The organism is Piscinibacter lacus, assembly GCF_016735685.1.
GTDB classification, from domain to species: domain Bacteria; phylum Pseudomonadota; class Gammaproteobacteria; order Burkholderiales; family Burkholderiaceae_C; genus Aquariibacter; species Aquariibacter lacus.
In genome coordinates, this window is the sequence record NZ_JAERRA010000002.1 from 602,878 (window position 1) to 629,053 (window position 26,176).

Here is a 26,176-nt window from a genome sequence, read left to right on the forward strand (position 1 = left end):
CGGTGAGCCTCATGCCCTTCGAACCCGACCTGCTCGCCGGCCAGCATGTGCTGGTGCTGGGCTGTGGCGACTCGGGCCTGGCGATGGCGCGCTGGGCGCAGCGCCTGGGCGCCGCAGCGATCACCGTGGCCGACAGCCGCGCCGAGCCGCCGCAGGCCGCGCGCCTGGCCGCCGATGTGCCGGCCGCGCGCCGCGTGCAGGGCTTCGACCCGGCCCTGCTGGCCGGCTGCGAGCGCGTGCTGAAGAGCCCCGGCCTGGCGCCCACGGACCCGGCCCTGGCGCCGCTGCTGGCCGCCGCGGCCGAGCGCGGGGTCAAGGTGGAAGGCGAGCTCGGCCTCTTCGCCGCCGCGCTGGCCACGCTGGAAGCGCGGCTGCGCTATGCCCCCCGGCTGATCGCCCTCACCGGCACCAACGGCAAGACGACGACGACCATGCTCTGCGGCCTGCTCGCGGAGCGCGCCGGCCGCCGCGTGGCCGTGGCCGGCAATGTCGGCCCGACCCTGCTCGACACCCTGGCCGCCGCGCTCGATGCCGAGCAGCCGGGCTGGGATGCGCCGGCCGGCGGCCTGTTCGCGCCGGACTGGGTCGCGCCGGTCGAGGCCGCTGATGCCGTCGAAGCGCAGGCCGCCGAGGCCCCGGCGACCTCGACGGACCCGGCTGCTGACGTCGCCGACCCCGTCGACGCCGACCCGGCCCAGACTCCCGTCACGCCCGAAGGCGACAAAGCCGCGCAGGCCGAGGTCGCCGAGGCCGGCTCCATCGCCCTGCCCTCTGCCGAGGCCGAGGCCGAGGCCGAAACCGAAGCCGAAACCGCAAGCGAGCCCGCCGCAGCCGCTGCCCTGCCGCCCGCCGCGCCGCGCCCCGCGGTGTTCGGCGCGCTGCCCGAGGTCTGGGTGCTGGAGCTGTCGAGCTTCCAGCTCGACGGCGTGGCCCACGGCCCCGGCGGCTTCCGGCCGACGGCGGCCGCCGTGCTGAACCTCAGCCAGGACCATCTGGACTGGCACGGCACGATGGCCGCCTATGCCCAGGCCAAGGGCCGCATCCACGGCTGCTGGGCCAGCGTGCAGGGCCGCGAGACTGTGATGATCGTCAACCGCGACGATGCGGCCGTCGAAGCCCTGGTGCCCGAACCCCGCGTGCACAAGCCGGCCGCCCGCGGCCAGCGCAGCCGCGTCGAGGCGCGCCGGGTGCAGCGCTTCGGCCTGGATGCGCCGCAGGCGCCGGGCGACTGGGGCCTGCTGCGCGAGGGCGGCATCGCCTGGCTGGTGCGCGCCCTGCCGGCCGACGACACCCCGCGCCGCGGCCGCGACCTGGAGGCCGAGCCGCTGCTGCTGCAACGCCTGATGCCGGCCGATGCCCTGCGCATCCGCGGCCGCCACAACCATGCCAACGTCCTGGCGGCGCTGGCCCTGTGCAGCGCCGCCGGCCTGCCGCTGGCGCCGATGCTGCACGGCCTGCGCGAGTACCGCGGCGAGCCGCACCGCGTCGAGCCCCTGGGCATCCTCGACGGCATCGAGATCGTCGACGACAGCAAGGGCACCAATGTCGGCGCCACCGTGGCGGCGCTGCGCGGCCTGGGCGAGGACAAGGCCCCCGGCCGCCTGGCCATCGTGCTGGGCGGCGACGGCAAGGGCCAGGACTTCGCGCCGCTGGCCGCGCCGCTGGCCGCCCATGCCCGCGCGATCGCGCTGATCGGCCGCGATGCCGAGGCCATCGAAGCCGCGATCCTCGCCCACCCCGGAGCCGCCGCCCTGCCGCGCGCCCGCTTCGCGACGCTGGAAGACGCGACGGAATGGGCCTTCGCCCAATGCCGCAGCGGCGATGCGCTGCTGCTCAGCCCGGCCTGCGCCAGCCTCGACATGTTCCGCAACTACGCGCACCGCGCCGAAGTCTTCGCCCGCACGGCGCAGGCCCTGGCCCTGGCGCGGGGGGCGACGCTGGCATGAAGTCCCTCCTCGCCGCCCTGCAAGCCCGCCTGGCCGCCTGGCGCGAGGCCCTGCGCGCCCGCCGCTCGGCCGGTCGCGAGGGCCAGGGCCTGCTGCCGGTGCGCGACAGCCTGCACGGCGGCAGCGCGCCGGGGCCGGCCGCCGGCCTGGACACGGCGCTGATCGGCGTGGTGCTGGGCCTGATGCTGCTCGGCCTGGTGATGGTCTACAGCGCCAGCATCGCCCTGCCCGACAGCCCGAAGTACGAGGGCTACAAGCCCTATCACTTCCTGCTGCGCCACAGCCTGCAACTGCTGCTGGCCCTGATGGCCGGCCTGCTGGCGGCGCAACTGCCGGTCAGCGCCTGGGAGCGGGCCGCGCCCTGGTTCTTCCTGGTCGCGCTGCTGCTGCTGGTGCTGGTGCTGATCCCGGGCATCGGCAAGGTGGTGAACAACGCGCGGCGCTGGATCCCGCTGGGGGTCATCAACTTCCAGCCCAGCGAGCTGGCCAAGCTCGCCATCGCGCTCTATGCCGCCAGCTACATGACGCGCAAGATGGACGTGAAGGAGAAGTTCTTCCGCGCCGTCTGGCCAATGGCCGTGGCCCTGGCGGTGACGGGCGTGCTGCTGCTGCGCGAGCCGGACATGGGCGCCTTCATGGTGATCGCGGTGATCGCCATGGGCGTGCTCTTCCTCGGCGGCGTCAACGGCCGCATGTTCCTGCTGAGCGCGGCGGTGCTGGTGCTGAGCTTCGTCGCGGTGATCGCATCAAGCGAGGAAAAGAGCGCGCGCATCTTTGCCTACCTGCGCCCCTGGGAGCCGACCCATGCGGCGGGCAAGGCCTACCAGCTCACGCAGTCGCTGATCGCCTTCGGCCGCGGCGAGCTCTTCGGCCAGGGCCTGGGCGACAGCCTGGAGAAGCAGCACTACCTGCCCGAGCCGCACACCGACTTCCTGCTCGCCGTGATCGGCGAGGAGCTGGGCTTCGTGGGCCTGGTCGCGGTGATGCTGGCCTTCTTCTGGATGGTGCGGCGCTGCTTCGTGATCGGCCGCCAGTCCATCGTGCTCGACCGGGTCTTCGCCGGCCTCTACTGCCAGGGCATCGGCCTGTGGCTGGGCGGCCAGGGCATCATCAACATGGGCGTGAACCTGGGCGCGCTGCCGACCAAGGGCCTGACCCTGCCGCTGATGAGCTACGGCGGCTCGGCCCTGGTGATGAATGCGATCGCGCTCGCCATCGTGCTGCGGGTCGATGCCGAGAACCGGCAACTGATGCGCGGGGGCCGGGCATGAGCCGCGCGCGCCACCTCGTCGTGATGGCCGCCGGCACCGGCGGCCACGTGATCCCGGGCCTGGCCGTGGCCCGCGAGATGCTGGCCCGGGGCTGGACGGTGAGCTGGCTGGGCACACCCAGCGGCCTGGAGCAGAAGCTGGTGCCGCCCAGCGGCCTGCCAATGGACACCCTGGCCTTCACCGGCCTGCGCGGCAAGGGCTGGCTGCACACGGCCACCGGCAGCCTGCGCCTGCTCAAGGCCTTCTGGGACAGCCTGCGCATCCTGCGCGCGCGCCGCGCCGACGCGGTGCTGGGCATGGGCGGCTACGTCTGCTTTCCCGGCGGACTGATGGCCGCGCTGCTGGGCAAGCCGCTGCTGCTGGTCAATGCCGATGCGGCCCTGCTGCTGTCGAACCGGGCCCTGGGCCCGGCGGCCGACCGCATCGCCTTCGGCTTCGAGGGCGCCGACGCCACCCGCGCCGGCCGCCGCGGCCGGGTCACCGGCAACCCGGTGCGGGCCGAGATCGAGGCCCTGCCCGCCCCCGCCGAACGCTATGCCGGCCGCAGCGGCCCGCTGAAGCTGCTGGTGGTCGGCGGCAGCCTGGGCGCGCGCGTGCTGAACGACACCCTGCCGCGCGCGCTGGCCCTGCTGGCGCCGGCGCAGCGCCCGCAGGTGCTGCACCAGACCGGCGCCCTGAACCGCGATGCCGTGCAGGCCGCCTACCGCGCCGCCGGGCTCGATCCGCAGCCCGAGGCCGGCCTGGAGGTACGCGCCTTCATCGAGGACATGGCCCGCGAGTTGGCCGCCGCCGACCTGGTGATCGGCCGGGCCGGCGCCATCACCGTCAGCGAGCTTTGCGCGGCCGGCGTGCCCGCGGTGCTGGTGCCCTTCATCGCCCGCACCACCGCCCACCAGCGCGACAACGCCCAGTTCATGGCCCAGCACGGCGCGGCCCTGCACCTGCCGCAGACCGAGCTGAGCCCCGAGCGCCTGGCCGACCTCCTGGCCGGCCTGGACCGCGCCACCCTGCTGACCATGGCCGAGCGCGCCCGCGCCCTGGCCCGGCCCCGCGCCGCTGCGCGTGTGGCCGACGAAATCGAAATCCTGGTGGCCCGATGAAACATGCGGTGAAGCACATCCACTTCGTGGGCATCGGGGGCGCCGGCATGAGCGGCATCGCCGAGATCCTGCACAACCTCGGCTATGCCATCTCGGGCTCGGACCAGTCGGACGGCGCGGTCACCAAGCGCCTGGCCGGCCTGGGCATCCGCATCCACATCGGCCATGACGCGGCGCATGTCGCCGGCGCCGAGGCGGTGGTGACCAGCACGGCCGTGAAGGGCGACAACCCCGAGGTGATCGCCGCGCGCACGCGCCGCATCCCGGTGGTGCCGCGCGCGGTGATGCTGGCCGAGCTGATGCGACTCAAGCAGGGCATCGCGATCGCCGGCACGCACGGCAAGACGACGACGACCTCGCTGGTGGCCAGCGTGCTGGCCGAAGCCGGCGTGGACCCGACCTTCGTCATCGGCGGCAAGCTGCTCAGCGCCGGCGCCAATTCGCGCCTGGGCGCGGGCGACTTCATCGTGGTCGAGGCCGACGAAAGCGATGCCTCCTTCCTGAACCTCAACCCGGTGCTCAGCGTCGTCACCAACATCGACGCCGACCACATGGACACCTACGGCCACGACTTCGCGCGGCTGAAAGCGGCCTTCGTCGAGTTCCTGCACCGCATGCCCTTCTACGGCGCGGCCATCCTGTGCGTGGACGACCCGGGCGTGCGCTCGATCCTGCCGATGATCTCGCGGCCGGTGGTCGGCTACGGCTTCGGCGAGGACGCGCAGGTGCGCGCCGTCGAGGTCGAGGCCCTGCCCGGCGGGCAGATGCGCTTCATCGCCCAGCGCCGCAACGGCATGGTGATGCCGGACCTGCCGATCACCCTGAACCTGCCGGGCCGCCACAACGTGCTGAATGCCCTGGCCGCGATCGCCGTGGCCACCGAGCTGGAGCTGCCCGACGAGCCGCTGGCGGCCGCGCTGGCCGCCTTCACCGGCGTCGGCCGGCGCTTCCAGCGCCATGGCGAGCTGGCCACCCGCGACGGCGGCCGCGCGACCCTGATCGACGACTACGGCCACCACCCGGTCGAGATGGCCGCCGTGCTGGCCGCCGCCCGCGGCGCCTTCCCCGGCCGGCGCCTGGTGCTGGCCTTCCAGCCGCATCGCTACACCCGCACGCGCGACTGCTTCGAGGACTTCGTGAAGGTCATGGGCACGGCCGATGCCGTGCTGCTGGCCGAGGTCTATGCGGCCGGCGAGGCGCCCATCGTCGCCGCCGACGGCCGGGCGCTGAGCCGTGCACTGCGCGTGGCCGGCAAGGTCGAGCCGGTCTTCGTCGACACGATGGACGCCATGCCCGAAGCCGCCGCCGAGACGCTGCGCGACGGCGATGTGCTGATCACCATGGGCGCCGGCTCGATCGGCGGCCTGCCCGCCGCGCTGCTGGCCGCCCTGCCCGCCCCCCGCTCGACCGCCCTGCACGAGGACGCCCGCCGATGAGTGCCGACGCCGCCCTGCCCAGCTCCCCCGCCGCCACCTTTCCGCCGCCGCCGGTGGATCCGGCCGCGCTCGGCAAGGTCGCCGTGCTCTTCGGCGGTCGCTCGGCCGAGCGCGAGATCTCGCTGATGTCCGGCGGCGGCGTGCTCAGCGCACTGCGCGGCCGCGGCGTCGATGCCCATGGCTTCGACCCGGCCGACCGGCCGCTCGACGAGCTCAAGCGCGCCGGCTACGACCGTGCCTTCATCGCCCTGCACGGCCGCCACGGCGAGGACGGCTGCGTGCAGGGCGCGCTGGAGCTGCTGGGCATCCCCTACACCGGCTCGGGCGTGATGGCCAGCGCGATCGCGATGGACAAGGTGATGAGCAAGCGCATCTTCCTGGCCGAGGGCCTGAGCACGCCGGCCCATGTGCACCTGCGCGCGGGCGACCACGGCCCCGAGCGGCAGGCCGAGGTGCTCAAGCAGCTCGGCCTGCCGCTGGTGGTGAAGCCGCCGCGCGAGGGCTCGTCGATCGGCATCAGCAAAGTCATGCGGGCCGAGGACCTGCCGGCCGCCGTGGCCCTGGCCGCGAAGTACGACGCCGACCTGCTGTGCGAAGCCTTCATCGACGGCGAGGAAGTCACCTGCCCGGTGCTGGGCGCGGGCGAATCGGCCCATGCCCTGCCGGTGATCCGCATCGTGCCGCCCGAGGCCGGCTACGACTACAAGAACAAGTACTTCACCGACGAGGTGCGCTACCTCTGCCCGAGCGGCCTGCCGGCCGCCGAGGAGCGCGCCGTCCAGCGCCTGGCCCTGGAGGCCTACCGCGCGCTGGGCTGCCGCGGCTGGGGCCGGGCCGATCTGATGATCCGCCGCAGCGACCGCAAGGTCTTCCTGCTGGAGATGAACACCTCGCCGGGCATGACCGGCCATTCGCTGGTACCCATGTCGGCCCGCGAGGCCGGCATGAGCTACGAGGCCCTGTGCAGCCACCTGCTGTCGCAGGCCGCGCTCGACACGCCGCCGCAGGCCTGAGCCCGCCGCCATGCCCGAACTCCGCCGCCCCCGCCCCGTGCAGGTCGCCCGCCCGCTGCCGGGCGACGTGCGCCTGATGCAGCGCGCCGGCACCGCGCTGTTCGCGCTGGCCGGCCTGCTGCTGCTGGTGGCCGGACTGGGCCTGCTGGTGCAGCAGCCGGCCTTCGCGCTGCAGCGCCTGGTGGTGGAGCAGCCGCTGGAGCGCGGCAGCGCCGCCGCGCTGCGCCGCCAGGCCCTGCCGCGGCTGGAGGGCAATTTCTTCACCCTCGACCTGGATGCCGCGCAGACCGCCTTCGAGACCGTGCCCTGGGTGCGGCGCGCGATGGTGCGGCGTGTCTGGCCGGACCGCCTGGCCGTGCGGCTGGAGGAGCACCAGCCGGCCGCGCTGTGGCGCGGCGACGATGGCGTCGAGCGCCTCGTCAACCAGCAGGGCGAGCTGTTCGAGGCCAATGCCGGCGATGTCGAGGACCTGCCGCTGCCGACCCTCGTCGGCCCCGCCCGCCATTCGGCCGCGATGCTGGCGATGTGGCGCACGCTGTCGCCGCTCTTCGAGCCCATGCACACGGAGCTGCGCAGCCTGGCGCTGACGCCGCGCGGCTCCTGGCGTGGCGAGCTGGGCGAGGGCGCGGTCGTCGAATTCGGCCGCGGCAGCCCCGAGGAGCTGGCGTTGCGCACCCGGGCCTTCGTGGCGACCGCGCAGGAGCTGATCCGCCAGCACGACCGCCCCCTGGCCCAGGCCGACCTGCGCCATGCCGCCGGCTATGCCCTGCGCCTGCGCGGCCTGGGCACGCTCGCGCCCGGCGAGAAGCCCACGAACTGAGAACGCCCATGGCCAAGGAAAGCAAAGACCTCGTCGTCGGACTCGACATCGGCACCGCCAAGGTGATGGCGGTGGTGGCCGAGGTCATGCCCGACGGCGACCTGCGGGTGGCCGGGCTGGGCATCGCGCCGTCCAGCGGCCTCAAGCGCGGCGTGGTGGTCAACATCGACGCGACGGTGCAGGCCATCCAGCAGGCCTTGAAGGAGGCCGAGATGATGGCCGACTGCAAGATCACCCGGGTGCACACCGGCATCACCGGCAGCCACATCCGCGGCCAGAACTCCACCGGCATGGTGATCGTGCGCGACAAGGAGGTCACGCCCATCGATGTCTCGCGCGTGGTCGAGACGGCCAAGGCCATCAACATCCCCAACGACCAGCGCCTGCTGCTCGTCGAGCCGCAGGAATTCGTGATCGACGGCCACGAGGTCAAGGAGCCGATCGGCATGTCCGGCGGCCGGCTGGAAGTGAAGGTGCACCTGGTCACCGGCGCGCAGAGCGCGGCCGAGAACATCATCAAGTGCGTGCGCCGCTGCGGGCTGGAAGTGGAGATGCTGGTGCTCAACCCCAGCGCCTCCAGCCATGCGGTGCTGACCGAGGACGAGAAGGCCCTGGGCGTGGCCCTGGTCGACATCGGCGCGGGCACGACCGATGTGTCGATCTTCACCGACGGCTCGGTGCGCCACACCGCGGTCATCCCCATCGCCGGCGACCTGATCACCAGCGACATCGCGATGGCGCTGCGCACGCCGACCAAGGATGCCGAGGAGATCAAGGTCGAGTACGGCATCGCCAAGCAGTTGCTGGCCGACCCGGCCGACCAGGTCGAGGTGCCGGGGCTGGGCGACCGCGCGCCGCGCATGCTCAGCCGCCAGGCCCTGGCCGGCGTGATCGAGCCGCGCATCGAGGAGATCTTCTCGCTCGTGCACCAGGTCATCCGCGAAAGCGGCTACGAGGAACTGCTGTCCAGCGGCATCGTGCTGACCGGCGGCTCGGCGGTGATGCCGGGCATGGTCGAGCTGGCCGAGGACATCTTCCTCAAGCCCGTGCGCAAGGGCACCCCGACCTACAGCGGCGCCCTGTTCGACATGGTCGCCAACCCCCGTTCCGCCACCGTGATGGGCCTGCTCGAAGAGGCCCGTCTCGCCCGCAGCCGCGGCTTCAAGGCCGCGCAGCAGGCCGGATCCGTCACCACGCTCTTTGGCCGCATCAAGGACTGGTTCGTCGGCAACTTCTGAGCCGCGAAATCCAGCCAACCCATCTCACCCGCCCCACCCGTCAGACCCCCAGGAGGACCCCCCATGACCACCATCGAGATGCTCGAAGACAACCCGATCGACACGCGGATCAAAGTGATCGGCGTCGGCGGGGGCGGCGGCAATGCCGTCGCGCACATGATCGAAACCGGGGTCCAGGGCGTGGAGTTCATCTGCGCGAACACCGACAAGCAGGCCCTGAACCGCAGCGCGGCCGACGTGATCATCCAGCTCGGCGCCAACGGCCTGGGCGCGGGCGGCAAGCCCGATGCGGGCCGCGCCGCCGCGCACGAGGCCGAGGAGCGCATCCGCAACGCGATCGCAGGCGCCAACATGGTCTTCCTGACCGCGGGCATGGGCGGCGGCACCGGCACGGGTGCGGCGCCGGTGATCGCGCGCATCGCCAAGGAGATGGGCATCCTCACCGTCGGCGTGGTGACCAAGCCCTTCGAGTTCGAGGGCGCGCGTCGCACCAAGCAGGCCGAGGCCGGCCTGGCCGAGCTGGAGGCCAATGTCGACAGCCTGATCGTCGTGCTCAACGAGAAGCTGCTGGAGGTGCTGGGCGACGACATCACCCAGGACCAGGCTTTCCAGGAAGCCAACAACGTGCTGAAGAACGCGGTCGGCGGCATCGCGGACATCATCAATGTCGATGCCTCGATCAATGTCGACTTCGAGGACGTGAAGACGGTGATGAGCGAGCCCGGCAAGGCCATGATGGGCACGGCCACGGCCAGCGGTCCGGACCGCGCGACCAAGGCCGCCGACTCGGCCGTGGCCTGCCCGCTGCTGGAGGGCATCGACCTGTCGGGCGCGCGCGGCGTACTGGTGCTGATCGCGGCGAGCAAGGGCACGCTCAAGCTGTCGGAGAGCCGCAATGCGATGAACGCGATCCGCAAGTACGCGCATGAGGACGCGCATGTCATCTTCGGCGCCGCCTACGACGAGAGCCTGGGCGACCAGTTGCGCGTGACCGTGATCGCCACCGGCCTGTCCGATGCCAAGCGCCAGCAGCCGATCAGCGTGGTGCACACCACGCCGGCGGCCCAGCCGCTGCAGCGCACGGGCACCGACCACCTGGTCGGCGCGCCGATGAGCAGCCTGTCGGTGACGATGAACGGCCCGTCCGGCGCGGCCACGCCCACCCAGCCCTACGACACCAGCGCCGTGCCCAGCGTCTGGCGCAATGGCCGCACGGCGGCGGCGCGGGTCGAGGCCCTGTCGAACAACGGCGTCGAGGACTACGACATCCCCGCCTTCCTGCGCAAGCAGGCCGACTGAGGCGGGGGCCGGACGCCCGCGGGGGCGGGCGTCCCGGTCGGGGCGGCGCGGCGGGCGCCGCCCCGGGCCTACACTGAGTCCATCATGCTCGCCAAACGCATCATTCCCTGCCTGGACGTGACCGGTGGTCGCGTCGTCAAGGGCATCAACTTCGTCGAGCTGCGCGATGCCGGCGACCCGGTGGAGATCGCGGCCCGCTACAACGAGCAGGGCGCCGACGAGCTGACCTTCCTCGACATCACCGCCACCAGCGACGGCCGCGACCTGATCCTGCCCATCATCGAGGCGGTGGCCTCGCAGGTCTTCATTCCGCTGACGGTCGGCGGCGGCGTGCGCAGCGTCGAGGACGTGCGCCGGCTGCTCAATGCCGGGGCCGACAAGGTGAGCTTCAATTCCGCCGCCGTCGCGCGGCCCGCGCTGATCCGCGAGGCCAGCGAACGCTACGGCGCGCAGTGCATCGTGGTCGCCATCGACGCCAAGCGCCGCAGCGGCGAAGACCTTGCGGCCAAGGGCCCCGGCTGGGATGTCTACACCCACGGCGGCCGCAAGAACATGCACCTCGATGCCGTGGCCTGGGCGCGGCAGATGGCCGAGTTCGGCGCCGGCGAGATCCTGCTGACCAGCATGGACCGCGACGGCACGCGCAGCGGCTTCGACCTGGACCTGACCCGCGCGGTGAGCGATGCCGTGCCGGTACCGGTGATCGCCTCGGGCGGCGTCGGCAAGCTCGACGACCTGGCCGACGGCGTGACCCTGGGCCGCGCCGATGCCGTGCTGGCCGCGAGCATCTTCCACTACGGCGACCACACCGTCGGCGAGGCCAAGGCCCTGATGGCGAGCCGGGGCATCCCGGTGCGGCAATGAGCGCGGACGCAAACCCGGCCGAGCGCCCGGCCACCCTGCCCACCCAGCCCGCCGGCGCCTGGCTGGACGCCGTGCGCTGGGATGCAGACGGCCTGGTGCCGGTGATCGCCCAGGAGCAGGGCAGCGGCGACGTGCTGATGTTCGCGTGGATGAACCGCGAGGCCCTGGCCCTGACCGCCGAGCTGGGCCGCGCCGTTTACTACAGCCGCTCGCGCCAGCGCCTGTGGCGCAAGGGCGAGGAAAGCGGCCATGTGCAGCAGGTCCACGAGATCCGCCTGGACTGCGACCAGGACGTGGTGCTACTGAAGGTCACCCAGCTCGGGCACGAACCCGGCATCGCCTGCCACACCGGCCGGCACGCCTGCTTCTTCCAGCGCCTGGAGGGCCAGGGCGCCGAGGCGCAGTGGCAAACCGTCGAGCCGGTGCTCAAGGATCCCGAAACCATCTACAACCGATGAGCCAGCCGAGCAGCGACGACACCCTGGAGCGCCTGGCCGATGTGATCGCCCAGCGCCGCGGTGGCGACCCCGACAAGAGCTACGTCGCCCGCCTTTTCCACAAGGGCCGCGACAGCATCCTGAAGAAGGTCGGCGAGGAAGCCACCGAGCTGGTGATTGCTGCCAAGGGCGGCGAGCGGCAGCAGGTGGTCTACGAGGCCGCCGACCTGTGGTTCCATGCCCTGATCGCGCTGGCCGATGCCGGCGTGCGGCCGGCCGAGGTGCTGGCGGAACTGCGGCGCCGCGAGGGACTCTCCGGTCTGGAGGAGTTCGCCGCGCGCAAGGCCCAGGCCCGCGAGGCAGGCGAACCCTGAAGCCCCCGCCCCGCCCACCCCTGTTGCCGAGCCCGCCATGATCGTGCTGCCCGAAGACCAGGAACGCGCCCTGCGCACGGTGGGCGTGGTCAGCTACCTGCTGCATGCCGTCGTGGCGGTGGGGGCGCTGATCCCCACCCTGCAGCCGGGCATCCTGCTGCTGCTGATCGCCATCGTGCTCGACCTGGTCAAGCGCGAGGAAGCCGCCGGCACCTGGCAGGCCAGCCACTTCCGCTGGCGCATCCACAGCGTGCTGTGGGCCGGCGGGCTCTATGTGCTGACCTTCCCGCTGTGGTTCCTTTTCGTGCTGCCGGGCTGGCTGGCCTGGACCGGCATCTCCCTCTGGTTCCTGGTGCGCATCGTGCGCGGCTGGATCCACCTGAACGACCAACGGCCGATCGACGAGCCGGCCTGAAACCGAAAGCACGCCCCATGAGCCAGGACCCGAACTGCATCTTCTGCAAGATCGTCGAAGGCAAGATTCCCGCCCGCAAGGCCTTCGAGGATGAGCAAGTGCTCGCCTTCCACGACATCGCCCCCTGGGCGCCGGTGCACATCCTGATCATTCCCAAGCAGCACATCGCCTCGCTCGCCGAGGTCGGCCTCGAGCATGCCGGCCTGCTGGGCCACATGATGACGGTGGGCGTGCGGCTGATGGCCGAACTGGGCGTGACGAACGGCTTTCGCACCATCGTGAACACCGGCGCCGACGGCGGCCAGGAAGTGGGCCACCTGCACCTGCACTTCATGGGCGGGCCCCGCCCCTGGGCCCGCGGCTGAAGCTGTCATCGCCCCTCCCCTAAACTTGCCACTTTGGCCCGCTGGCGCGGGTTCACAGGAGATCTGACATGGGTTCCTTCAGCATCTGGCACTGGCTGGTCGTGCTGCTCATCGTGGTGCTGGTCTTCGGCACCAAGAAGCTCAAGAACATCGGCGGCGACCTCGGCGGCGCGGTCAAGGGCTTCAAGGACGGCATGAAGGACGGCAGCACGGCCGCCTCGACCGCTGCTGACGCCTCGGCCAGCCCGGCCGCACCGGCCCAGGTCACGGCCCAGTCGGCCGCCGACGCGGCCCGCACCGTCGACGTCGACGCCAAGACCCGCGGCTGAGCCACGACGGACGCGACGACCGCCTGGCGATGATCGATTTCGGCTTCGACAAACTTGCGCTGATCGGCGCGGTGGCGCTGATCGTCATCGGCCCCGAGAAGCTGCCCAAGGTGGCCCGCACCGTCGGCCACCTGCTGGGCAAGGCCCAGCGCTACGTGGCGGACGTGAAGGCCGAGGTCAACCGCTCGATGGAGGTCGAGGAGCTGCAGAAGATGCGCCGCGACGTCGAGAGCGCCGCCCGCAATGTCGAGCAGACCGTCCAGCAGGAGCTGCGCGACACCCAGGCCGCGCTCGACCCGGGCTGGGAATCGCTGGACAACGCGGTCCAGTCCATCGAGACCCCCGGCGCCTACAGCGACACCCTGCGCGAGCCCCCGGGGGCCAAGTCGCCCCGCAAGAACTGGCGGGCCAAGCAGGCCGCCGTGCCGCAGTGGTACCGCCAGCGCCACGGCGTGCGCGGCCATGTGCAGTCCGGCGCCGCGCGGGTGGCCCGATTCCGTCCGCCGCGTCCCTCGCGCTGATGCCCGCGGGGCCAAGCGGCCCCGCCCCCTATTGCCGTCCCCGCAAGCGTGAGCACTCCCGAACCCCGCGACGAGCTTGAAGGCAGCGAGCAGCCCTTCGTCGCCCACCTGATCGAGCTGCGCGACCGCCTGATCCGTGCGCTGATCGCGGTCGGCATCGCCTTTGCGGTGCTGGCCGTCTGGCCGGGGCCCTCGGCGCTCTACGACCTGCTGGCCGCGCCGCTGGTGGCCCACCTCAAGCCGGGCACCACGCTGATCGCCACCAATGTGATCTCCCCGATCCTGGTGCCGCTGAAGATGACGCTGATGGCCGCCTTCATGATCGCGCTGCCGGCGGTGCTTTACCAGGTCTGGGCCTTCGTCGCGCCCGGGCTCTACAGCCACGAGAAGAAGCTGGTGCTGCCCCTGGTGGTGTCGAGCACGCTGCTGTTCTTCTCGGGCGTGGCCTTCTGCTACTTCATCGTGATCCCGGGCATGTCGCAGTTCATCCAGAGCTTCGCGCCCAGCAGCATCTCGGCCGCGCCGGACATCGAGCAGTACTTCAGCTTCGTGATCACGCTCTTCCTCGTCTTCGGCCTGGCCTTCGAGGTGCCGGTGGCGGTGGTCGTGCTGGTGCGGGTGGGCATGGTCACGGTCGAGCAGCTTCGCAAGTTCCGCAGCTACTTCATCGTCGGCGCCTTCATCCTCTCGGCTATCGTCACGCCGCCGGACGTGATCTCGCAGCTTGCCCTGGCCATCCCGATGTGCCTGCTCTACGAGGTGGGCATCTGGGCGGCGCAGATCTTCCTCAAGCACACCCGCGCGCCCGAGGCCGACAGCCCGCCGGCCGCCTGATCGCCCAGGCCCCTTCCGATGCCGGCCTACCGCTACGAGGCGCTCGACGCCGAAGGCCATGCCCGCAAGGGCCTGCTGGAAGCCGACAACGCCCGCGCCCTGCGCAGCCTGCTGCGCGCCCAGGGCCTGGTGCCGATGGCGGTCTCGCCGGTGGCGGCGGGGCCGGCTTCCGAAGCCGGGGCCGGACGCAGCTTCAGCCTGCGGCGGCGCATCTTCTCGGGCAACGGCCTGGCGCTGTGGACGCGGCAGCTTGCCGGCCTGGTCGGCGCCGGCCTGCCCCTGGAACGCGCGCTGACCGCGCTGGCCGAGGAGGCCGAGGGCGCCCCGCTGCGCGAGCTGCTGGCCGAGCTGCGGGCCGAGGTCAATGGCGGCAGCCCCTTCGCCCGCGCGCTGGCCGCGCATCCGCGCGAGTTCGACGATGTGTATCGCGCGGTGGTCGCCGCGGGCGAGCAGACCGGCGCGCTCGGCGCCGTGCTGGAACGCCTGGCCGAGGATCTGGAAGCCCGCCAGGCCCTGCGCGCCAAGCTGATCGGCGCGGCGCTCTACCCGGCCATCGTCTCGGGCATCGCGGTGCTGATCGTCGCCTTCCTCGTCAGCTACGTGGTGCCGCAGGTGGCGGGCGTCTTCGCCGGCAGCAAGCGCGCCCTGCCCTTCCTGACGGTGGCGATGCTGGCCGTCAGCGACTTCGTGCGGCAATGGGGCCTGGTCTGCCTGCTGCTGGGCACCGGCGCGGTGCTGAGCCTGCTGCAAGCGCGGCGGCAAGAGGCTTTCCGCCTGCGCTTCGATGCGGCCTGGCTGGGCCTGCCGCTGATCGGCCGCCTGGCGCGCGGCTACAACGCGGCCCGCTTCGCGGCCACCCTGGCCCTGCTGGCCGGCGCGGGCGTGCCCATCCTGAAGGCCCTGCAAGCCGCGGCCGAGACGCTGAACAACCGCGCCATGCGCGCCGATGCCCTGGCCGCCCTGGTGCAGGTGCGCGAGGGCGCGCCGCTGGCCGCCGCCCTCGCCGGCAAGAAGCGCTTTCCCGGCCTGCTGGCCATGTTCGCCCGGCTGGGCGAGCAGACCGGCCGCCTGGGCGAGATGCTCGAACGCGCCGCCGGCCAGCTCGGCGCCGAGGTGCAGCGCCGCGCGATGGCCGTGGCCACGCTGCTGGAGCCGCTGCTCGTCGTCGGCATGGGCGTGGTGGTGATGGTGATCGTGCTGGCCGTGCTGCTGCCGATCATCGAGCTGAACACCTGGGTGCGATGAAGCCCCCGCCCGGCCTGCCCGGCGGCAGCGAGTCAGCCGCCCGCCGCCGCGGCCAGTGGCTGGTGGCCCTGCAATTCCTGCTGATCGCCGGCTTGCTGACCCTGGCGGCCGGGGGCTGGGCCGAGGCCTCGGGCCTGCGCCGCGCTGCGGCCATCGGCCTGGGCCTGGCCGGACTGGGGCTGATGGCGGCCGCGGTCGGCGCGCAGCGCCTGGGCAATTTCCGCATCCACCCGGAGCCGCAGGCCGGCGGCCGGCTGGTGCGCGGCGGCCCCTACCGCTGGCTGCGCCACCCCATGTACAGCGCCGTGCTGCTCTGCGGCATGGCGGCGCTGCTGCTGGCCGGCCCGGGCCTGCTGGCTGCCGCCCTGCTGGTCGCGCTGGCGGGGGTGTTGCAGCAGAAGGCGGTGATGGAAGAGGCCTGGATGGCCCGCGTCCATCCCGAATACCCGGCTTTTGCCCGCGCGCGCGGGCGCTTCCTGCCGAGGCTGCGCAAGCGCTGAGCCCGGGTCCCGGGGCCCTGCCGGCCGGCCGCCGGGTGGCATGTGGCTTGCACAAGCCCGCCCGGCGCGGAAGCCCGGATTCCCCCCGCTGTTGCGGGCCTGAAACCCCGGGGCTTCTGCTGGAATGGGCTTGCGTTCTAGGCTAGGCGCGTTTGGAGGATTCCGATGTCCGCACCGTCCACCGATCTGGTCACTGTCCCGGCGCCGCACCGCGGCATCCCGATCGCGCAGATGCGAACGGTCTACCGCCTGGGCGATGTCGAGAAACGTCTCGACAAGCTGCCGCCCAAGGAGCACGAGGGCCTGCGCGCCACCTACGAACGCATGCTGGAGAAGGGCCCCGAGCGCTTCCAGGTCAAGCCCGGCGGCCTGCCGGTGATGGACCCGCTCTACGAGGAGCTGCCCAACTTCCACGCCGTGCTCGACGACCTGCGGCGCCAGCTTGCCCTGTGCCACGACAGCCGCGATGCGCTGGAAATCACCCCCATGCTGCTGCTGGGTCCGCCCGGGGTCGGCAAGACGCACTTCGCGCGCGAGGTGGCCAAGCTGCTGGCCACCGGCTATGGCTTCCTGAGCATGTCCTCGCTCACCGCCGGCTGGCTGCTGGGCGGCGCGTCCAGCCAGTGGAAGGGCGCGCGGCCGGGCAAGGTCTTCGAAACCCTGGTCGACGGCGAGTATGCGAACCCGGTGATGGTCGTCGACGAGATCGACAAGGCCGGCGGCGAACATGCCTACGACCCGCTCGGCGCGCTCTACAGCCTGCTTGAACACGACACGGCCCAGGCCTTCACCGACGAGTTCGCCGAGGTGGCGATCGACGCCAGCCAGGTCATCTGGGTGGCCACGGCCAATGATGCGCGCGGCATTCCCGAGCCCATCCTGAACCGGATGAACGTCTACGAGGTGGCGATGCCCGAGCCGGAGGCGGCCCGGCGCATCGCCTTGCGGCTCTACCAGGCCATCCGCGGCGAGCACCACTGGGGTGAGCGCTTCGTGCCCGCGCCCTCGGAGGCGGTGCTGGCCCTGCTGGCTGCCCTGGCCCCGCGCGAGATGCGGCGCGCCTGGATGACCGGCTTCGGCAACGCCAAGCTGGCCGGCCGCGACCACATTCAGCCGGCCGACCTGCCCGAGGCCGGCGGCGGCAAGCGCAAGCCCATCGGTTTCATGCAGTGAGCCGGGCGGGGCGTAGCATGGTCCCATGCCCGTGACCCTGGACGATCGCCTGGTCGTCGCCATCTCCTCGCGCGCCCTCTTCGACTTCGAGGAGGAGAACCGGCTCTTCGAATCGAGCGACGACCGCGCCTACATGCGCGTGCAGCTCGACCGCGTCGAGCAGCCGGCGCCGCCCGGCGTGGCCTTCTCGCTGGTGCGCAAGCTGCTGGCCTTCAACCCGCCCGCGGGGCAGGAGTTCGCCGACCGGCCGGTGGTGGAGGTGGTCATCCTCTCGCGCAACGACCCGGTCTCGGGCCTGCGCGTGTTCCGCTCGGCCAAGCACTACGGCCTGCCGATCGAGCGCGGCGTGTTCACCCGCGGCGCCTCGCCCTGGCGCTACCTCAAGCCGCTGAAGGCCCAGCTCTTCCTGAGCGCGCACGAGGCCGATGTGCGCAGCGCACTGGAAGCCGGCGTGCCCGCCGCCCGCGTGCTGCCGCATGCGGCACGGGCCTCGGGCGCGCATCCGGACGAGGTGCGGATCGCCTTCGACGGCGACGCCGTGCTGTTCTCCGACGAGGCCGAGCAGGTCTTCCAGCGCGGCGGCCTGCAGGCCTTCCAGACGCATGAGCGCGACCGCGCCGCCACGCCGCTGGCCGCCGGCCCCTTCAAGCCCCTGCTGCAAGCCCTGCAGCGCCTGCAATCGGCCGGCGCGGCGGCGCAGCGCGACGGCCGGCCCGCCATGCGCCTGCGCACCGCCCTGGTCACCGCACGCAGCGCGCCGGCCCATGAGCGGGCCATCCGCACCCTGATGGACTGGCAGATCGAGGTCGACGAGGCGCTCTTCCTCGGCGGTCTTGAAAAGGGCGCCTTCCTGGCCGAGTTCGAGCCCGACTTCTTCTTCGACGACCAGCCCCGCCATGTCGAGAACGCCGCGCCGCATGTGCCGGCCGGCCATGTGGCGGCCGGCATCGCCGGGGGCTGATCCGGCACCCGCCCGACCCTGGGGGCAGCGGGCCCAAGCCGGGCGCGGGAAACTTGGCGGCTCGGCTGCGGTCCACCCATCATTCCGATGTTTGCGCCATGTGCCGGGCGCGCCCGCCCGACCGAGGAGTCCACCATGTCCCGCCCTCCCCTCTCACCCGATCCCTCAGGCGCGCGATCCCGCCGGCTGGGCCTGCTGACCGGCAGCCTGCTGGTGCTGCTCTTCACGGCGCTCAGCGGCTGCGCCGCGCTCAACCAAGTGCAGGTCGAGGTGTCCAGCCACGGCGAATGGCCGGCCGGCCGGGTGCCCGGCAGCTACGCCATCGAGCGCCTGCCCTCGCAGCAGACCGACCTGCCGGCCCAGCAGGCGCTGGAAGATGCCGCCCGCCCGGCCCTGAGCCTGGCCGGCTTCAAGGAAGTGCCGGCCGAGCAGGCCGAGCTGCTGGTGCAACTGGCCTCGCGCAGCCAGCAAGTGCTCACGCACGATCCCTTCTACCCCGGCTGGGGCGGGCCCTTCTACGGCGGCTACGGCCACCCGGGCTGGTATCGCCCGGGCGTCTACCTGGGCGGAAGCTACGGCCGGCGCTACCACCGCGGCGTGGGCGTGGGCATCGGTTACGGCTTCGGGCCGGAGCTGGCGCAGACCCAGCGCGAGACGGCCCTGCTGATCCGCGACCGGGCCAGCCAGAAGGTGATCTTCGAGACCCGCGCCCGCCTGATCGGTGGCAACAGCGAGCGGGTCGTGCCGCTGATGTTCGAGGCCGCGCTGAAGGACTTTCCGCAGCCGGCCGCCACCCCGCGCACCATCACGCTCCAGCTTCCGCCGAACTGAAGCGGTGCCTCACGGGCCCGCCATCGCCCCGCAGGGCGGCCGGGCGGCCCCGGGATAATCGCGGCGAGAGGTCCGTCCAGCCCGGACGGACGGCGTCTCCCCGACGCCGAACCCAGGATTCCCGCCGCATGCTCGACCTCGTCATCATGGCCGCCGGCAAGGGCACGCGCATGCGCTCGGCCCGGCCCAAGGTGCTGCACCGCCTGGCCGGCCGGCCGCTGCTCGGCCATGTGCTGGCCACCGCCGCGGGGCTGGAGGCCCGGCGCCTGATCGTCGTGACCGGCCATGGCGCCGAAGCGGTCGAAGCCGCGATGCGCGCCGACTTCCCCGGCCTGCCGCTGGCCTTCGTGCGTCAGGAACCGCAGCTTGGCACCGGCCATGCCGTGCAGCAGGCCCTGCCCGTGCTGGGCGAGGCCGGCACCACCCTGATCCTGAATGGCGACGTGCCGCTGATCGGCGCGGCCACCGCCCGCGCCCTGGTGCAGGCCTGCGGTGGCGAGCGCCTGGCCCTGCTGACCATGCAGCCCGAGGATCCGAGCGGCTACGGCCGCATCGTCCGCGCCGGCGAGGGGCCGTACGCGCCCGTGCAGGCCATCGTCGAGCACAAGGACGCAAGCCCCGCGCAGCGCGCGATCGGCGAGGTCTACACCGGCGTGATGGCCGCCCCCACCGCCGCGCTGCGCCGCTGGCTGGCTGCGCTGCGCAATGACAACGCCCAGGGCGAGTACTACCTCACCGACATCGTCGCCATGGCGGTCGCAGAAGGCTGCCCCGTGGTGGCCAGCCGCTGCGCCGACCCGGTGGAGGTGCTGGGCGTGAACAGCCCCAGCCAGCTCGCCGAACTGGAACGCGCCGTGCAGCGCCGCCAGGCCGAGGCCTTGATGGACGCCGGCCTGCGCCTGGCCGACCCGGCCCGCTTCGACCTGCGCGGCACGCTGGCGCACGGGCCGGATTGCGAGGTGGACATCGGCTGCCTCTTCGAAGGCACGGTGCAGCTCGGCGCCGAGGTGCGCATCGGCGCGCACTGCGTCATCCGCAACGCCGTGATCGGCGACGGCGCCGTGATCCATCCCTACACCCACATCGACGGCGACACCCTGGGCGTGCAGGTCGGCCCCGGCGCACTGGTCGGCCCCTATGCCCGCCTGCGCCCCGGCGCCGTGCTGGGCGCCGAGGTGCACATCGGCAACTTCGTCGAGGTGAAGAACAGCACCCTGGCCGACGGCGCCAAGGCCAACCACCTGGCCTACCTGGGCGACGCCAGCGTGGGCGCGCGGGTGAACTTCGGCGCCGGCAGCATCACCGCCAACTATGACGGCGCGAACAAGCACCGCACCGTGATCGGCGACGACGCCCACATCGGCAGCAACTGCGTGCTGGTGGCGCCCGTCCACGTGGGCCCGGGCGCCACCGTCGGTGCCGGCAGCACGATCGGCAAGGATGCGCCGGCCGGCCAGCTCACCGTGGCCCGGCCCAAGCAGCTCAGCCTGCCGGGCTGGCAGCGGCCAATCAAGGCGCCCAAGGGCTGAGGGACATCCCCGCGCCCGTCCCGCGCCTCAGCCGCGCGGGACGGCGGCCGGCGCGTCGCCCGGGGCGGCCGGCAGCGGCAGCACGCTGCCGAAGCGCGCCCGCTTCACCGCGAAGAAGGCGCGCACGCTGCGCACATTCAGGTCGGCGCTGAACAGGCGATCGGCCAGCGCGGCATAGGCCGGCATGTCCGGCACCGCCAGCACCAGTACGAAATCCGGGCCGGGCGAGACGCGCCAGCATTGCTGCACGGCGGGTTCGGCCAGGGCGCCGTCCTCGAAGGCTTGCAGGCGCTCGGCGGCCTGCACGTCCAGCGTCACCTCCACCAGGGCTTGCAGCAGCGGCAGGCCGGCAGCGGCCATCGCGGCCGGCGCAAGCTGGGCGACGATGCCTTCGATCAGCCCCTGCGCCTTCAGCCGCCGCACCCGCCGGTGCGCGGTGGCCGGCGAAAGGCCGGCCGCCTCGGCCAGGGCCTGGTTGGAGCGGTCGGCATCGGCTTGCAGCAAGGCCAGCAGGCGCAGGTCGGCCGCATCCAGCGGCGGGGGGGCTTCGTCCATGGGAATATGGTTGATTATTTCCTAAGCGCTTTGCCTTTGGTCGATTCGTTCGTTTCATTTCTGAGCCGGATGAATCGATCATCAAGCATCCGCGAAGGAAAGCCTATTCCACCCCGCCTGACCTAGCATCCTCCTTCGGCTCCGGACGGTCCGGGGTGCGGGAGAGGCTTTCATGTGTGGCATCGTCGGCGCGCTCGGCTCGCGCAACATCGTTCCCCTGCTGGTCGAGGGCCTGCGGCGGCTGGAATACCGGGGCTACGACTCCTGCGGCGTGGCCGTGCACCGCGAGGGCGGCCTGCAGCGCAGCCGCAGCACCGCCCGGGTGGCCGAGCTGGACCAGCAAGTCGCCGACGAAGGCCTGGCCGCCGGCACCGGCATCGCCCACACCCGCTGGGCCACCCACGGCGCGCCCGCCGTGCACAACGCCCACCCGCACTTCAGCCACGGCCCCGGCGGCGAGGCCAGCGGCCGCGCGCCGCGCATCGCCCTGGTCCACAACGGCATCATCGAGAACCACGAGGCCCTGCGCGAACGCCTCAGCGCCCGCGGCTATGTCTTCACCAGCCAGACCGACACCGAGGTCATCGTCCACCTCGTCGATTCGCTCTACCAGGGCGACCTGTTCGATGCCGTCGCCCAGGCCACCACCCAGCTTGAAGGCGCGTATGCGCTGGCCGTGATCTGCCGCGACGAGCCGCAGCGCCTCGTCGGCGCCCGCCAGGGCTCGCCGCTGGTGCTGGGCCTGGGGCCGGCCGACCGGCCCGCGCAGGCCGGCGAGCGCTACCTCGCCTCCGACGCCATGGCCCTGGCCGGCGTGACCGACCAGATCGTCTACCTGGAAGAAGGCGACCTGGTGGACCTGCAAGCCGGCAAGCACTGGGTGCTGGCCCGCCGCAACCCCGCCGACCGGCCACAGGCCGTCGACCGCCCCGTGCGCACCGTGCATGCGCACAGCGGCGCGGCCGACTTGGGCCCCTACCGGCACTACATGCAGAAGGAAATCTTCGAGCAGCCGCGCGCCCTGGCCGACACCCTGGAAGGCGTGGAGGGCTTCGCGCCCAGCCTCTTCGGCCCCGGCGCCGAAGCCACGCTGCGCCAGATCGACCGCGTGCTCATCCTGGCCTGCGGCACCAGCTACTACGCCGGCTGCACCGCCCGCTACTGGCTGGAAGCCCTGGCCGGTATACCGACAAGCGTCGAAGTGGCCAGCGAATACCGCTACCGCGACAGCGTGCCCGACCCGCGCACCCTCGTCGTCACCATCAGCCAGAGCGGCGAAACCGCCGACACCCTGGCCGCCCTCAAGCACGCGCGCAGCTTGGGCATGCCGCACAGCCTGACCGTGTGCAACGTGGCCACCAGCGCCATGGTGCGCGAATGCGAACTGGCCTACCTGACCCGCGCGGGCGTGGAAATCGGCGTCGCCTCGACCAAGGCCTTCACCACCCAACTGGCCGGCCTCTTCCTGCTGACCCTGACCCTGGCCAAGCTGCGCGGCCGCCTGGACGCCCCGGCCGAAGCCGCCCACCTGCGCGCCCTGCGCCACCTGCCCGCCGCCCTGCAAGCCGTGCTGGCCCTGGAGCCCCAGCTCATCGCCTGGGCCGAGCAGTTCGCCGCCAAGGAACACGCCCTCTTCCTGGGCCGCGGCCTGCATTACCCCGTCGCCCTGGAAGGCGCGCTCAAGCTCAAGGAAATCAGCTACATCCACGCCGAGGCCTACCCCGCCGGCGAACTCAAGCACGGCCCCCTGGCCCTGGTGACCGCCGCCATGCCCGTGGTGGCCGTCGCCCCGAACGACGCGCTGCTCGAAAAGCTCAAGAGCAATCTGCAGGAAGTGCGCGCCCGCGGCGGCGAACTCTTCGTCTGCGCCGATGCCGACACCCAGATCAGCCCCAGCGCCGGCGTCCACATCATCCGCCTGCCCGAACATTACGGCCCGCTCAGCCCCATCCTCCACACCATGCCCCTGCAACTGCTGGCATATCACACCGCCTGCGCGCGGGGGACGGATGTGGATAAGCCGAGGAATTTGGCGAAGAGTGTGACGGTGGAGTGAGGGAATTTGACGAACGAGAAATAGTGTGCGCGGGAAACAAAGGCCCTGACTGGAAACAGTGCCGCTTACCGCCAAACAGACTCGTTTACTGGCTACCCTGGGGTGGGGAACAGAGTCGCTGACTGCGTTGGGTGGTGCGGCCTACGCGGCGGCGCGCGCCCGGATGTCCCTCGAGGGCCATGCGGGTCAGCAGGGGGACTCGGCGCAGTTGCGAAAGTCGAACAGCCGGCGAAGACCTCATGGCGGTGGCAAGACGGCGCTGTTGAACAAGTTCGTCCGAAGCGACTTCTCCTTCCTCAGCAGTGCTCGCATCGGCGCCGTCAGATACGTCGCAGTCTTCAGCTTGCTTGCAGTTAGCCGAGCGTACTTCCGTGCAATCTCCCGCACGGTGCGCTCGGCGGACTGAGACAAGACCTGTGCGCGACCGTTGGCGAGAAGCTCCTGCTGTCCTAGCGAAACCATTAGTTGATTGCCGACCACCCGAGTCCGGCAGCCGTCAACCAGGGCAGGGAGGCGATTTGCGTGAAGCTCAACGCAATAGGGTCCGTCCTTCTGACGCACAAAGTAGCCCTCGGTCAGTCGCTCCGAAGTTGCCTCAAGATGCCGCACCTCTGCCAGAAACAGCAGCTTGTGGAGCGCGAAGTAGCTGAGCTCGCCGGACTCTTCAAGCAACAGCCCAGCAGCAGCGCCGACTTTCGCTGAGGAACGCCCCGGCTTAGGTGTTGGCCGACGCCTACTCGGCGCCCCGATGCGGCGCACCGTCTCGGCAATGAACTGATAGTCGGACAGTTGATTGGCGAAGCTTCTATGCACCATGGCGCGCTGCCCAGGGTGATAGGCGGGGATAAGCTGCCGCCCAGCCCAAGGCCGCGCTGAGCGCACACATTCTTTCAATGAGAAGTTGTGCGGGCTTATCAGTGAGGTCGCTCGTAGGGACACAGCCCCCAGGGTTACAACCACCGGTGCGTCGACGAGCTCGAGTTGCTCCTTCAGAAACGCGCTGCAGTTCGAGACTTCCGCCGGCGACGGCGTCGCGTTGTTGCCGGCCGCATCTTTCGGATTGCACAAGACCGCGTTGGTAACGAATGCGTCGTAGCGGCTGAGCCCAACCTGCTCGAGCAAGGACTCGAAGTTATGCCCAGACTTGTCACCATGGAACGGCAACTCCGATGCGTCCGCGCCTAGCCTCCCCGGTGCTTCCCCAATGAACATAACCTTGGCTGCAAGGGAGCCACTGCCGGCACCCAGCACTCGCGCACTGTTTGCCATCCTCGGGCACAAGTTGCATGCCTTGACGCGCTGAACCAGCTGGGCGAATTGACGCTCTCTATCGCTTGTTGTCATGGGTCAATGGGAAATGGCGCGAAGGGCCTCGACTGACCCGCCGTTGTAGGCGTGAACGGAGTGGCAGACCAGCTTGCCTGGTGTCTTGCCCGACGCTGCACAGATGAACCGAAGAAGCTGACCAAGCCCCAGAAAATTGCCCAAAGCCTTGTTGTAGAAGTCGTGGTTCCGATACACAACTACCAAGTCAAGAAGGTCGCCGGGGTGCCAGACGAGCTCACCAAAGTGCCAACATGGTCCCCCGCGCGTACGAGGTGTGTCGCGCGCTGGTGTCGAAAGATGAAACACGAGCCCGGTGCTGCTTCTCTTCTCCCACTTGTTCAGCTTCTCGATGACGACTTCGAGCTGATTTGTCGCGGGATGGTCCGGAAACCGAACTAGCCGCTCGAAGTAGGTACCCCAAGCGCTCCGGTTCCGCTTGAATCTCATAGCCCGGTCATGTCTTTCGAGATAAGCCTGGTACAACGCGGCTCGGTCTGGCAGCGCCTGTGCCAACTCGAAGGGAAAGATTGTCTTGATGACCTCACGTACATCGTCGCCGGGGAATCCTCGCTTCCTCGGCGAGCACTGCGCCAGCCAGCCAGCATCAAGGATTGTCGGCTCGTCGATGGTTGTGAAGAGGTTGAAGACTTCTCTCCTGTCCAGAACCATCGCAACGCCGTTGCGCCAAGCATCCAGAGCAGTTCGGCCCGCGACGTTCACCGCACTCATGCCTTGCCTCCAGCAGCTGTAGGCGCGACATACGTGAGGGCTTGCTGGTCCAGGTCCACATCAACCCTTCCACCTCGATGCTCCCTCAAGGCACGAAACGCCGCGTATCCTTGAAGGATGGCAGCCTTCCACTGTTTGGCAGTGCAGCGACTGACCTCAAGACCGGCTGTAAGTCGGATGATGGTTTTGAGAAGACCTATGTCGACAGAGCTCTCGTCGCTGTACCAGCCTCGCTGTGCAGCTTCGTTGAAGACCAGCACGGATATGGCCTCCTCGACCACCGAGGCTCTTCCTCCATCCTCCACTTCATCGATGCGTGGGTTGCTCTTCCTCTTGCGCCGCAGCATTGCCCGGGTAACAGGTGACCAACCGAGCACGGCAGCGTAGGCCAGGTGAAAGACGTCATGAAACCGATACCCGTCATCTTTATGAGCGTTGTCGGTCAGCGTGTCGCCGACAATAACTCCGCTGACCATGATGCGGACTAAGAGCTGCTTCTCCCCGCGCTTTTCGGAGAACGTCACGCTGAACTGCCGTGGCAGGCGTTCCTCCGGTTCGAAACCGTCATCGAAGCGGTTTACCTCGCCCTTCGAGTAGAGACGCTCGGCTTTGCGGGCACTCTCACGAGCAATCTCTTGGAGCGGTATCTTGTGCAAGACCGCCAAGCTCGTCAGGTACCACAGGATGTCTCCGATGTGCTCGCGAAGGTCCGCGCGAAAGGTTCTGCTGTCGCGCAAGAGCACCAGCTTCTTGAATGTTGCGTTCAGGTCTCCCAGCTCGCCCGCCAAGCCCAAGAGCGAAACGATGGCCTTCTTCCTCTCATCAGTTTGCTCGACCATCTTCTGGTACTCGCCGAAAGTTCGAACGCGATTGGTCTTCGCAGGCGTTCTATCTTGATTAGACGACATTGCTTCTCCCTTGGCACCTTGACAGCGAGCTACTGTAAGGCCAATGCATTCTTGGAGAAGAACGCCATCCTTGCAATATCCGGACGACGAATCGGTCTCTT

General features: G+C 70.7%; 26 protein-coding genes and 2 pseudogenes. 24 read left to right on the forward strand and 4 right to left on the reverse strand.

Annotated features, from left to right (window positions below; all coding sequences use genetic code 11):
• The first annotated feature begins 11 nt into the window (after positions 1–11).
• The 23 genes and pseudogenes from murD (at position 12) to glmU (ending at position 20,501) form a co-directional block, all read left to right on the forward strand.
• A complete protein-coding gene (murD, locus tag JI742_RS13150; protein WP_201828003.1) occupies positions 12–1,946 on the forward strand; it encodes a UDP-N-acetylmuramoyl-L-alanine--D-glutamate ligase in 1,935 nt (644 codons plus the stop codon).
• Positions 1,943–3,217 (forward strand): putative lipid II flippase FtsW, encoded by a 1,275-nt coding sequence (ftsW, locus tag JI742_RS13155; protein WP_201827595.1) that lies wholly within the window; start codon positions 1,943–1,945, stop codon positions 3,215–3,217. Before murD ends, ftsW begins: the two co-directional genes overlap by 4 nt.
• Positions 3,214–4,317, forward strand: coding sequence for an undecaprenyldiphospho-muramoylpentapeptide beta-N-acetylglucosaminyltransferase (murG, locus tag JI742_RS13160; protein ID WP_201827597.1), 1,104 nt, complete (start codon positions 3,214–3,216; stop codon positions 4,315–4,317). The genes ftsW and murG overlap by 4 nt, the downstream gene beginning before the upstream one ends.
• Positions 4,314–5,753 carry a UDP-N-acetylmuramate--L-alanine ligase gene (gene murC, locus JI742_RS13165; RefSeq protein WP_201827599.1) on the forward strand — a complete coding sequence of 480 codons (1,440 nt, stop codon included), beginning with the start codon at positions 4,314–4,316 and terminating at the stop codon, positions 5,751–5,753. The genes murG and murC overlap by 4 nt, the downstream gene beginning before the upstream one ends.
• Positions 5,750–6,766: a D-alanine--D-alanine ligase gene (locus tag JI742_RS13170; RefSeq protein WP_201827601.1), complete on the forward strand. Its 1,017-nt coding sequence runs from the start codon at positions 5,750–5,752 to the stop codon at positions 6,764–6,766. The genes murC and JI742_RS13170 overlap by 4 nt, the downstream gene beginning before the upstream one ends.
• A gap of 10 nt (positions 6,767–6,776) precedes the next feature.
• Complete coding sequence (locus JI742_RS13175) at positions 6,777–7,586, forward strand: cell division protein FtsQ/DivIB (RefSeq protein ID WP_201827603.1); 810 nt, start codon at positions 6,777–6,779, stop codon at positions 7,584–7,586.
• A gap of 8 nt (positions 7,587–7,594) precedes the next feature.
• Complete coding sequence (ftsA, locus tag JI742_RS13180; protein WP_201827605.1) at positions 7,595–8,824, forward strand: cell division protein FtsA; 1,230 nt, start codon at positions 7,595–7,597, stop codon at positions 8,822–8,824.
• A gap of 63 nt (positions 8,825–8,887) precedes the next feature.
• Positions 8,888–10,123: a cell division protein FtsZ gene (gene ftsZ / locus JI742_RS13185; protein WP_201827607.1), complete on the forward strand. Its 1,236-nt coding sequence runs from the start codon at positions 8,888–8,890 to the stop codon at positions 10,121–10,123.
• A gap of 84 nt (positions 10,124–10,207) precedes the next feature.
• Entirely contained in the window at positions 10,208–10,987 is a 780-nt protein-coding gene (gene hisF, locus JI742_RS13190; protein ID WP_201827609.1) for an imidazole glycerol phosphate synthase subunit HisF, read from the forward strand.
• Entirely contained in the window at positions 10,984–11,445 is a 462-nt protein-coding gene (hisI, locus tag JI742_RS13195) for a phosphoribosyl-AMP cyclohydrolase (RefSeq protein WP_201827611.1), read from the forward strand. The genes hisF and hisI overlap by 4 nt, the downstream gene beginning before the upstream one ends.
• The gene (locus JI742_RS13200; protein WP_201827615.1) at positions 11,442–11,798 is read left to right on the forward strand and encodes a phosphoribosyl-ATP diphosphatase; all 357 of its coding nucleotides are present in this window, start codon (positions 11,442–11,444) and stop codon (positions 11,796–11,798) included. The genes hisI and JI742_RS13200 overlap by 4 nt, the downstream gene beginning before the upstream one ends.
• 37 nt (positions 11,799–11,835) lie before the next feature.
• Complete coding sequence (locus tag JI742_RS13205; RefSeq protein WP_201827617.1) at positions 11,836–12,213, forward strand: DUF4870 family protein; 378 nt, start codon at positions 11,836–11,838, stop codon at positions 12,211–12,213.
• Positions 12,214–12,230: 17 nt separating this feature from the next.
• Entirely contained in the window at positions 12,231–12,578 is a 348-nt protein-coding gene (locus JI742_RS13210) for a histidine triad nucleotide-binding protein (RefSeq protein ID WP_201827622.1), read from the forward strand.
• 68 nt (positions 12,579–12,646) lie between these two features.
• Complete coding sequence (gene tatA, locus JI742_RS13215) at positions 12,647–12,907, forward strand: Sec-independent protein translocase subunit TatA (protein ID WP_201827625.1); 261 nt, start codon at positions 12,647–12,649, stop codon at positions 12,905–12,907.
• A gap of 29 nt (positions 12,908–12,936) precedes the next feature.
• A pseudogene (tatB, locus tag JI742_RS14170) lies at positions 12,937–13,168 on the forward strand (Sec-independent protein translocase protein TatB); the annotation flags it as partial.
• 119 nt (positions 13,169–13,287) lie between these two features.
• Positions 13,288–13,428, forward strand: a pseudogene (tatB, locus tag JI742_RS14175) (Sec-independent protein translocase protein TatB); the annotation flags it as partial.
• Positions 13,429–13,476: 48 nt separating this feature from the next.
• Complete coding sequence (tatC, locus tag JI742_RS13225; protein ID WP_201827631.1) at positions 13,477–14,262, forward strand: twin-arginine translocase subunit TatC; 786 nt, start codon at positions 13,477–13,479, stop codon at positions 14,260–14,262.
• A gap of 18 nt (positions 14,263–14,280) precedes the next feature.
• On the forward strand, positions 14,281–15,507 hold the full coding sequence (gspF, locus tag JI742_RS13230; RefSeq protein ID WP_201827635.1) for a type II secretion system inner membrane protein GspF: 1,227 nt from the start codon (positions 14,281–14,283) through the stop codon (positions 15,505–15,507).
• Complete coding sequence (locus tag JI742_RS13235; RefSeq protein WP_201827637.1) at positions 15,504–16,007, forward strand: methyltransferase family protein; 504 nt, start codon at positions 15,504–15,506, stop codon at positions 16,005–16,007. The genes gspF and JI742_RS13235 overlap by 4 nt, the downstream gene beginning before the upstream one ends.
• 165 nt (positions 16,008–16,172) lie before the next feature.
• Positions 16,173–17,180 (forward strand): AAA family ATPase, encoded by a 1,008-nt coding sequence (locus JI742_RS13240; protein WP_201827640.1) that lies wholly within the window; start codon positions 16,173–16,175, stop codon positions 17,178–17,180.
• Positions 17,181–17,205: 25 nt separating this feature from the next.
• Positions 17,206–18,141 (forward strand): 5'-nucleotidase, encoded by a 936-nt coding sequence (locus JI742_RS13245; RefSeq protein WP_201827643.1) that lies wholly within the window; start codon positions 17,206–17,208, stop codon positions 18,139–18,141.
• A 135-nt stretch (positions 18,142–18,276) separates the two neighbouring features.
• A complete protein-coding gene (locus JI742_RS13250; RefSeq protein WP_236677030.1) occupies positions 18,277–18,972 on the forward strand; it encodes a DUF4136 domain-containing protein in 696 nt (231 codons plus the stop codon).
• A 128-nt stretch (positions 18,973–19,100) separates the two neighbouring features.
• Entirely contained in the window at positions 19,101–20,501 is a 1,401-nt protein-coding gene (gene glmU, locus JI742_RS13255; RefSeq protein ID WP_201827645.1) for a bifunctional UDP-N-acetylglucosamine diphosphorylase/glucosamine-1-phosphate N-acetyltransferase GlmU, read from the forward strand.
• A 27-nt stretch (positions 20,502–20,528) separates the two neighbouring features.
• Here the strand turns inward: glmU and JI742_RS13260 are convergent, their stop codons facing one another.
• Positions 20,529–21,056, reverse strand: coding sequence for an Lrp/AsnC family transcriptional regulator (locus JI742_RS13260; RefSeq protein ID WP_201827647.1), 528 nt, complete (start codon positions 21,054–21,056; stop codon positions 20,529–20,531).
• Positions 21,057–21,228: 172 nt separating this feature from the next.
• On the opposite strand from JI742_RS13260, the gene glmS reads away from it, so the two are divergent.
• Positions 21,229–23,112, forward strand: coding sequence for a glutamine--fructose-6-phosphate transaminase (isomerizing) (gene glmS / locus JI742_RS13265; protein ID WP_201827650.1), 1,884 nt, complete (start codon positions 21,229–21,231; stop codon positions 23,110–23,112).
• Positions 23,113–23,349: 237 nt separating this feature from the next.
• Here the strand turns inward: glmS and JI742_RS13270 are convergent, their stop codons facing one another.
• The 3 genes from JI742_RS13270 to JI742_RS13280 are packed head-to-tail and all read right to left on the reverse strand — an operon-like array spanning position 23,350 to position 26,006.
• Entirely contained in the window at positions 23,350–24,456 is a 1,107-nt protein-coding gene (locus tag JI742_RS13270; protein WP_201827653.1) for a uracil-DNA glycosylase family protein, read from the reverse strand.
• A gap of 3 nt (positions 24,457–24,459) precedes the next feature.
• The gene (locus JI742_RS13275; RefSeq protein ID WP_201827656.1) at positions 24,460–25,167 is read right to left on the reverse strand and encodes a thymidylate synthase family protein; all 708 of its coding nucleotides are present in this window, start codon (positions 25,165–25,167) and stop codon (positions 24,460–24,462) included.
• Entirely contained in the window at positions 25,164–26,006 is an 843-nt protein-coding gene (locus JI742_RS13280) for a nucleotide pyrophosphohydrolase (RefSeq protein WP_236677031.1), read from the reverse strand. The genes JI742_RS13275 and JI742_RS13280 overlap by 4 nt, the downstream gene beginning before the upstream one ends.
• Between the last annotated feature and the right edge of the window lie 170 nt (positions 26,007–26,176).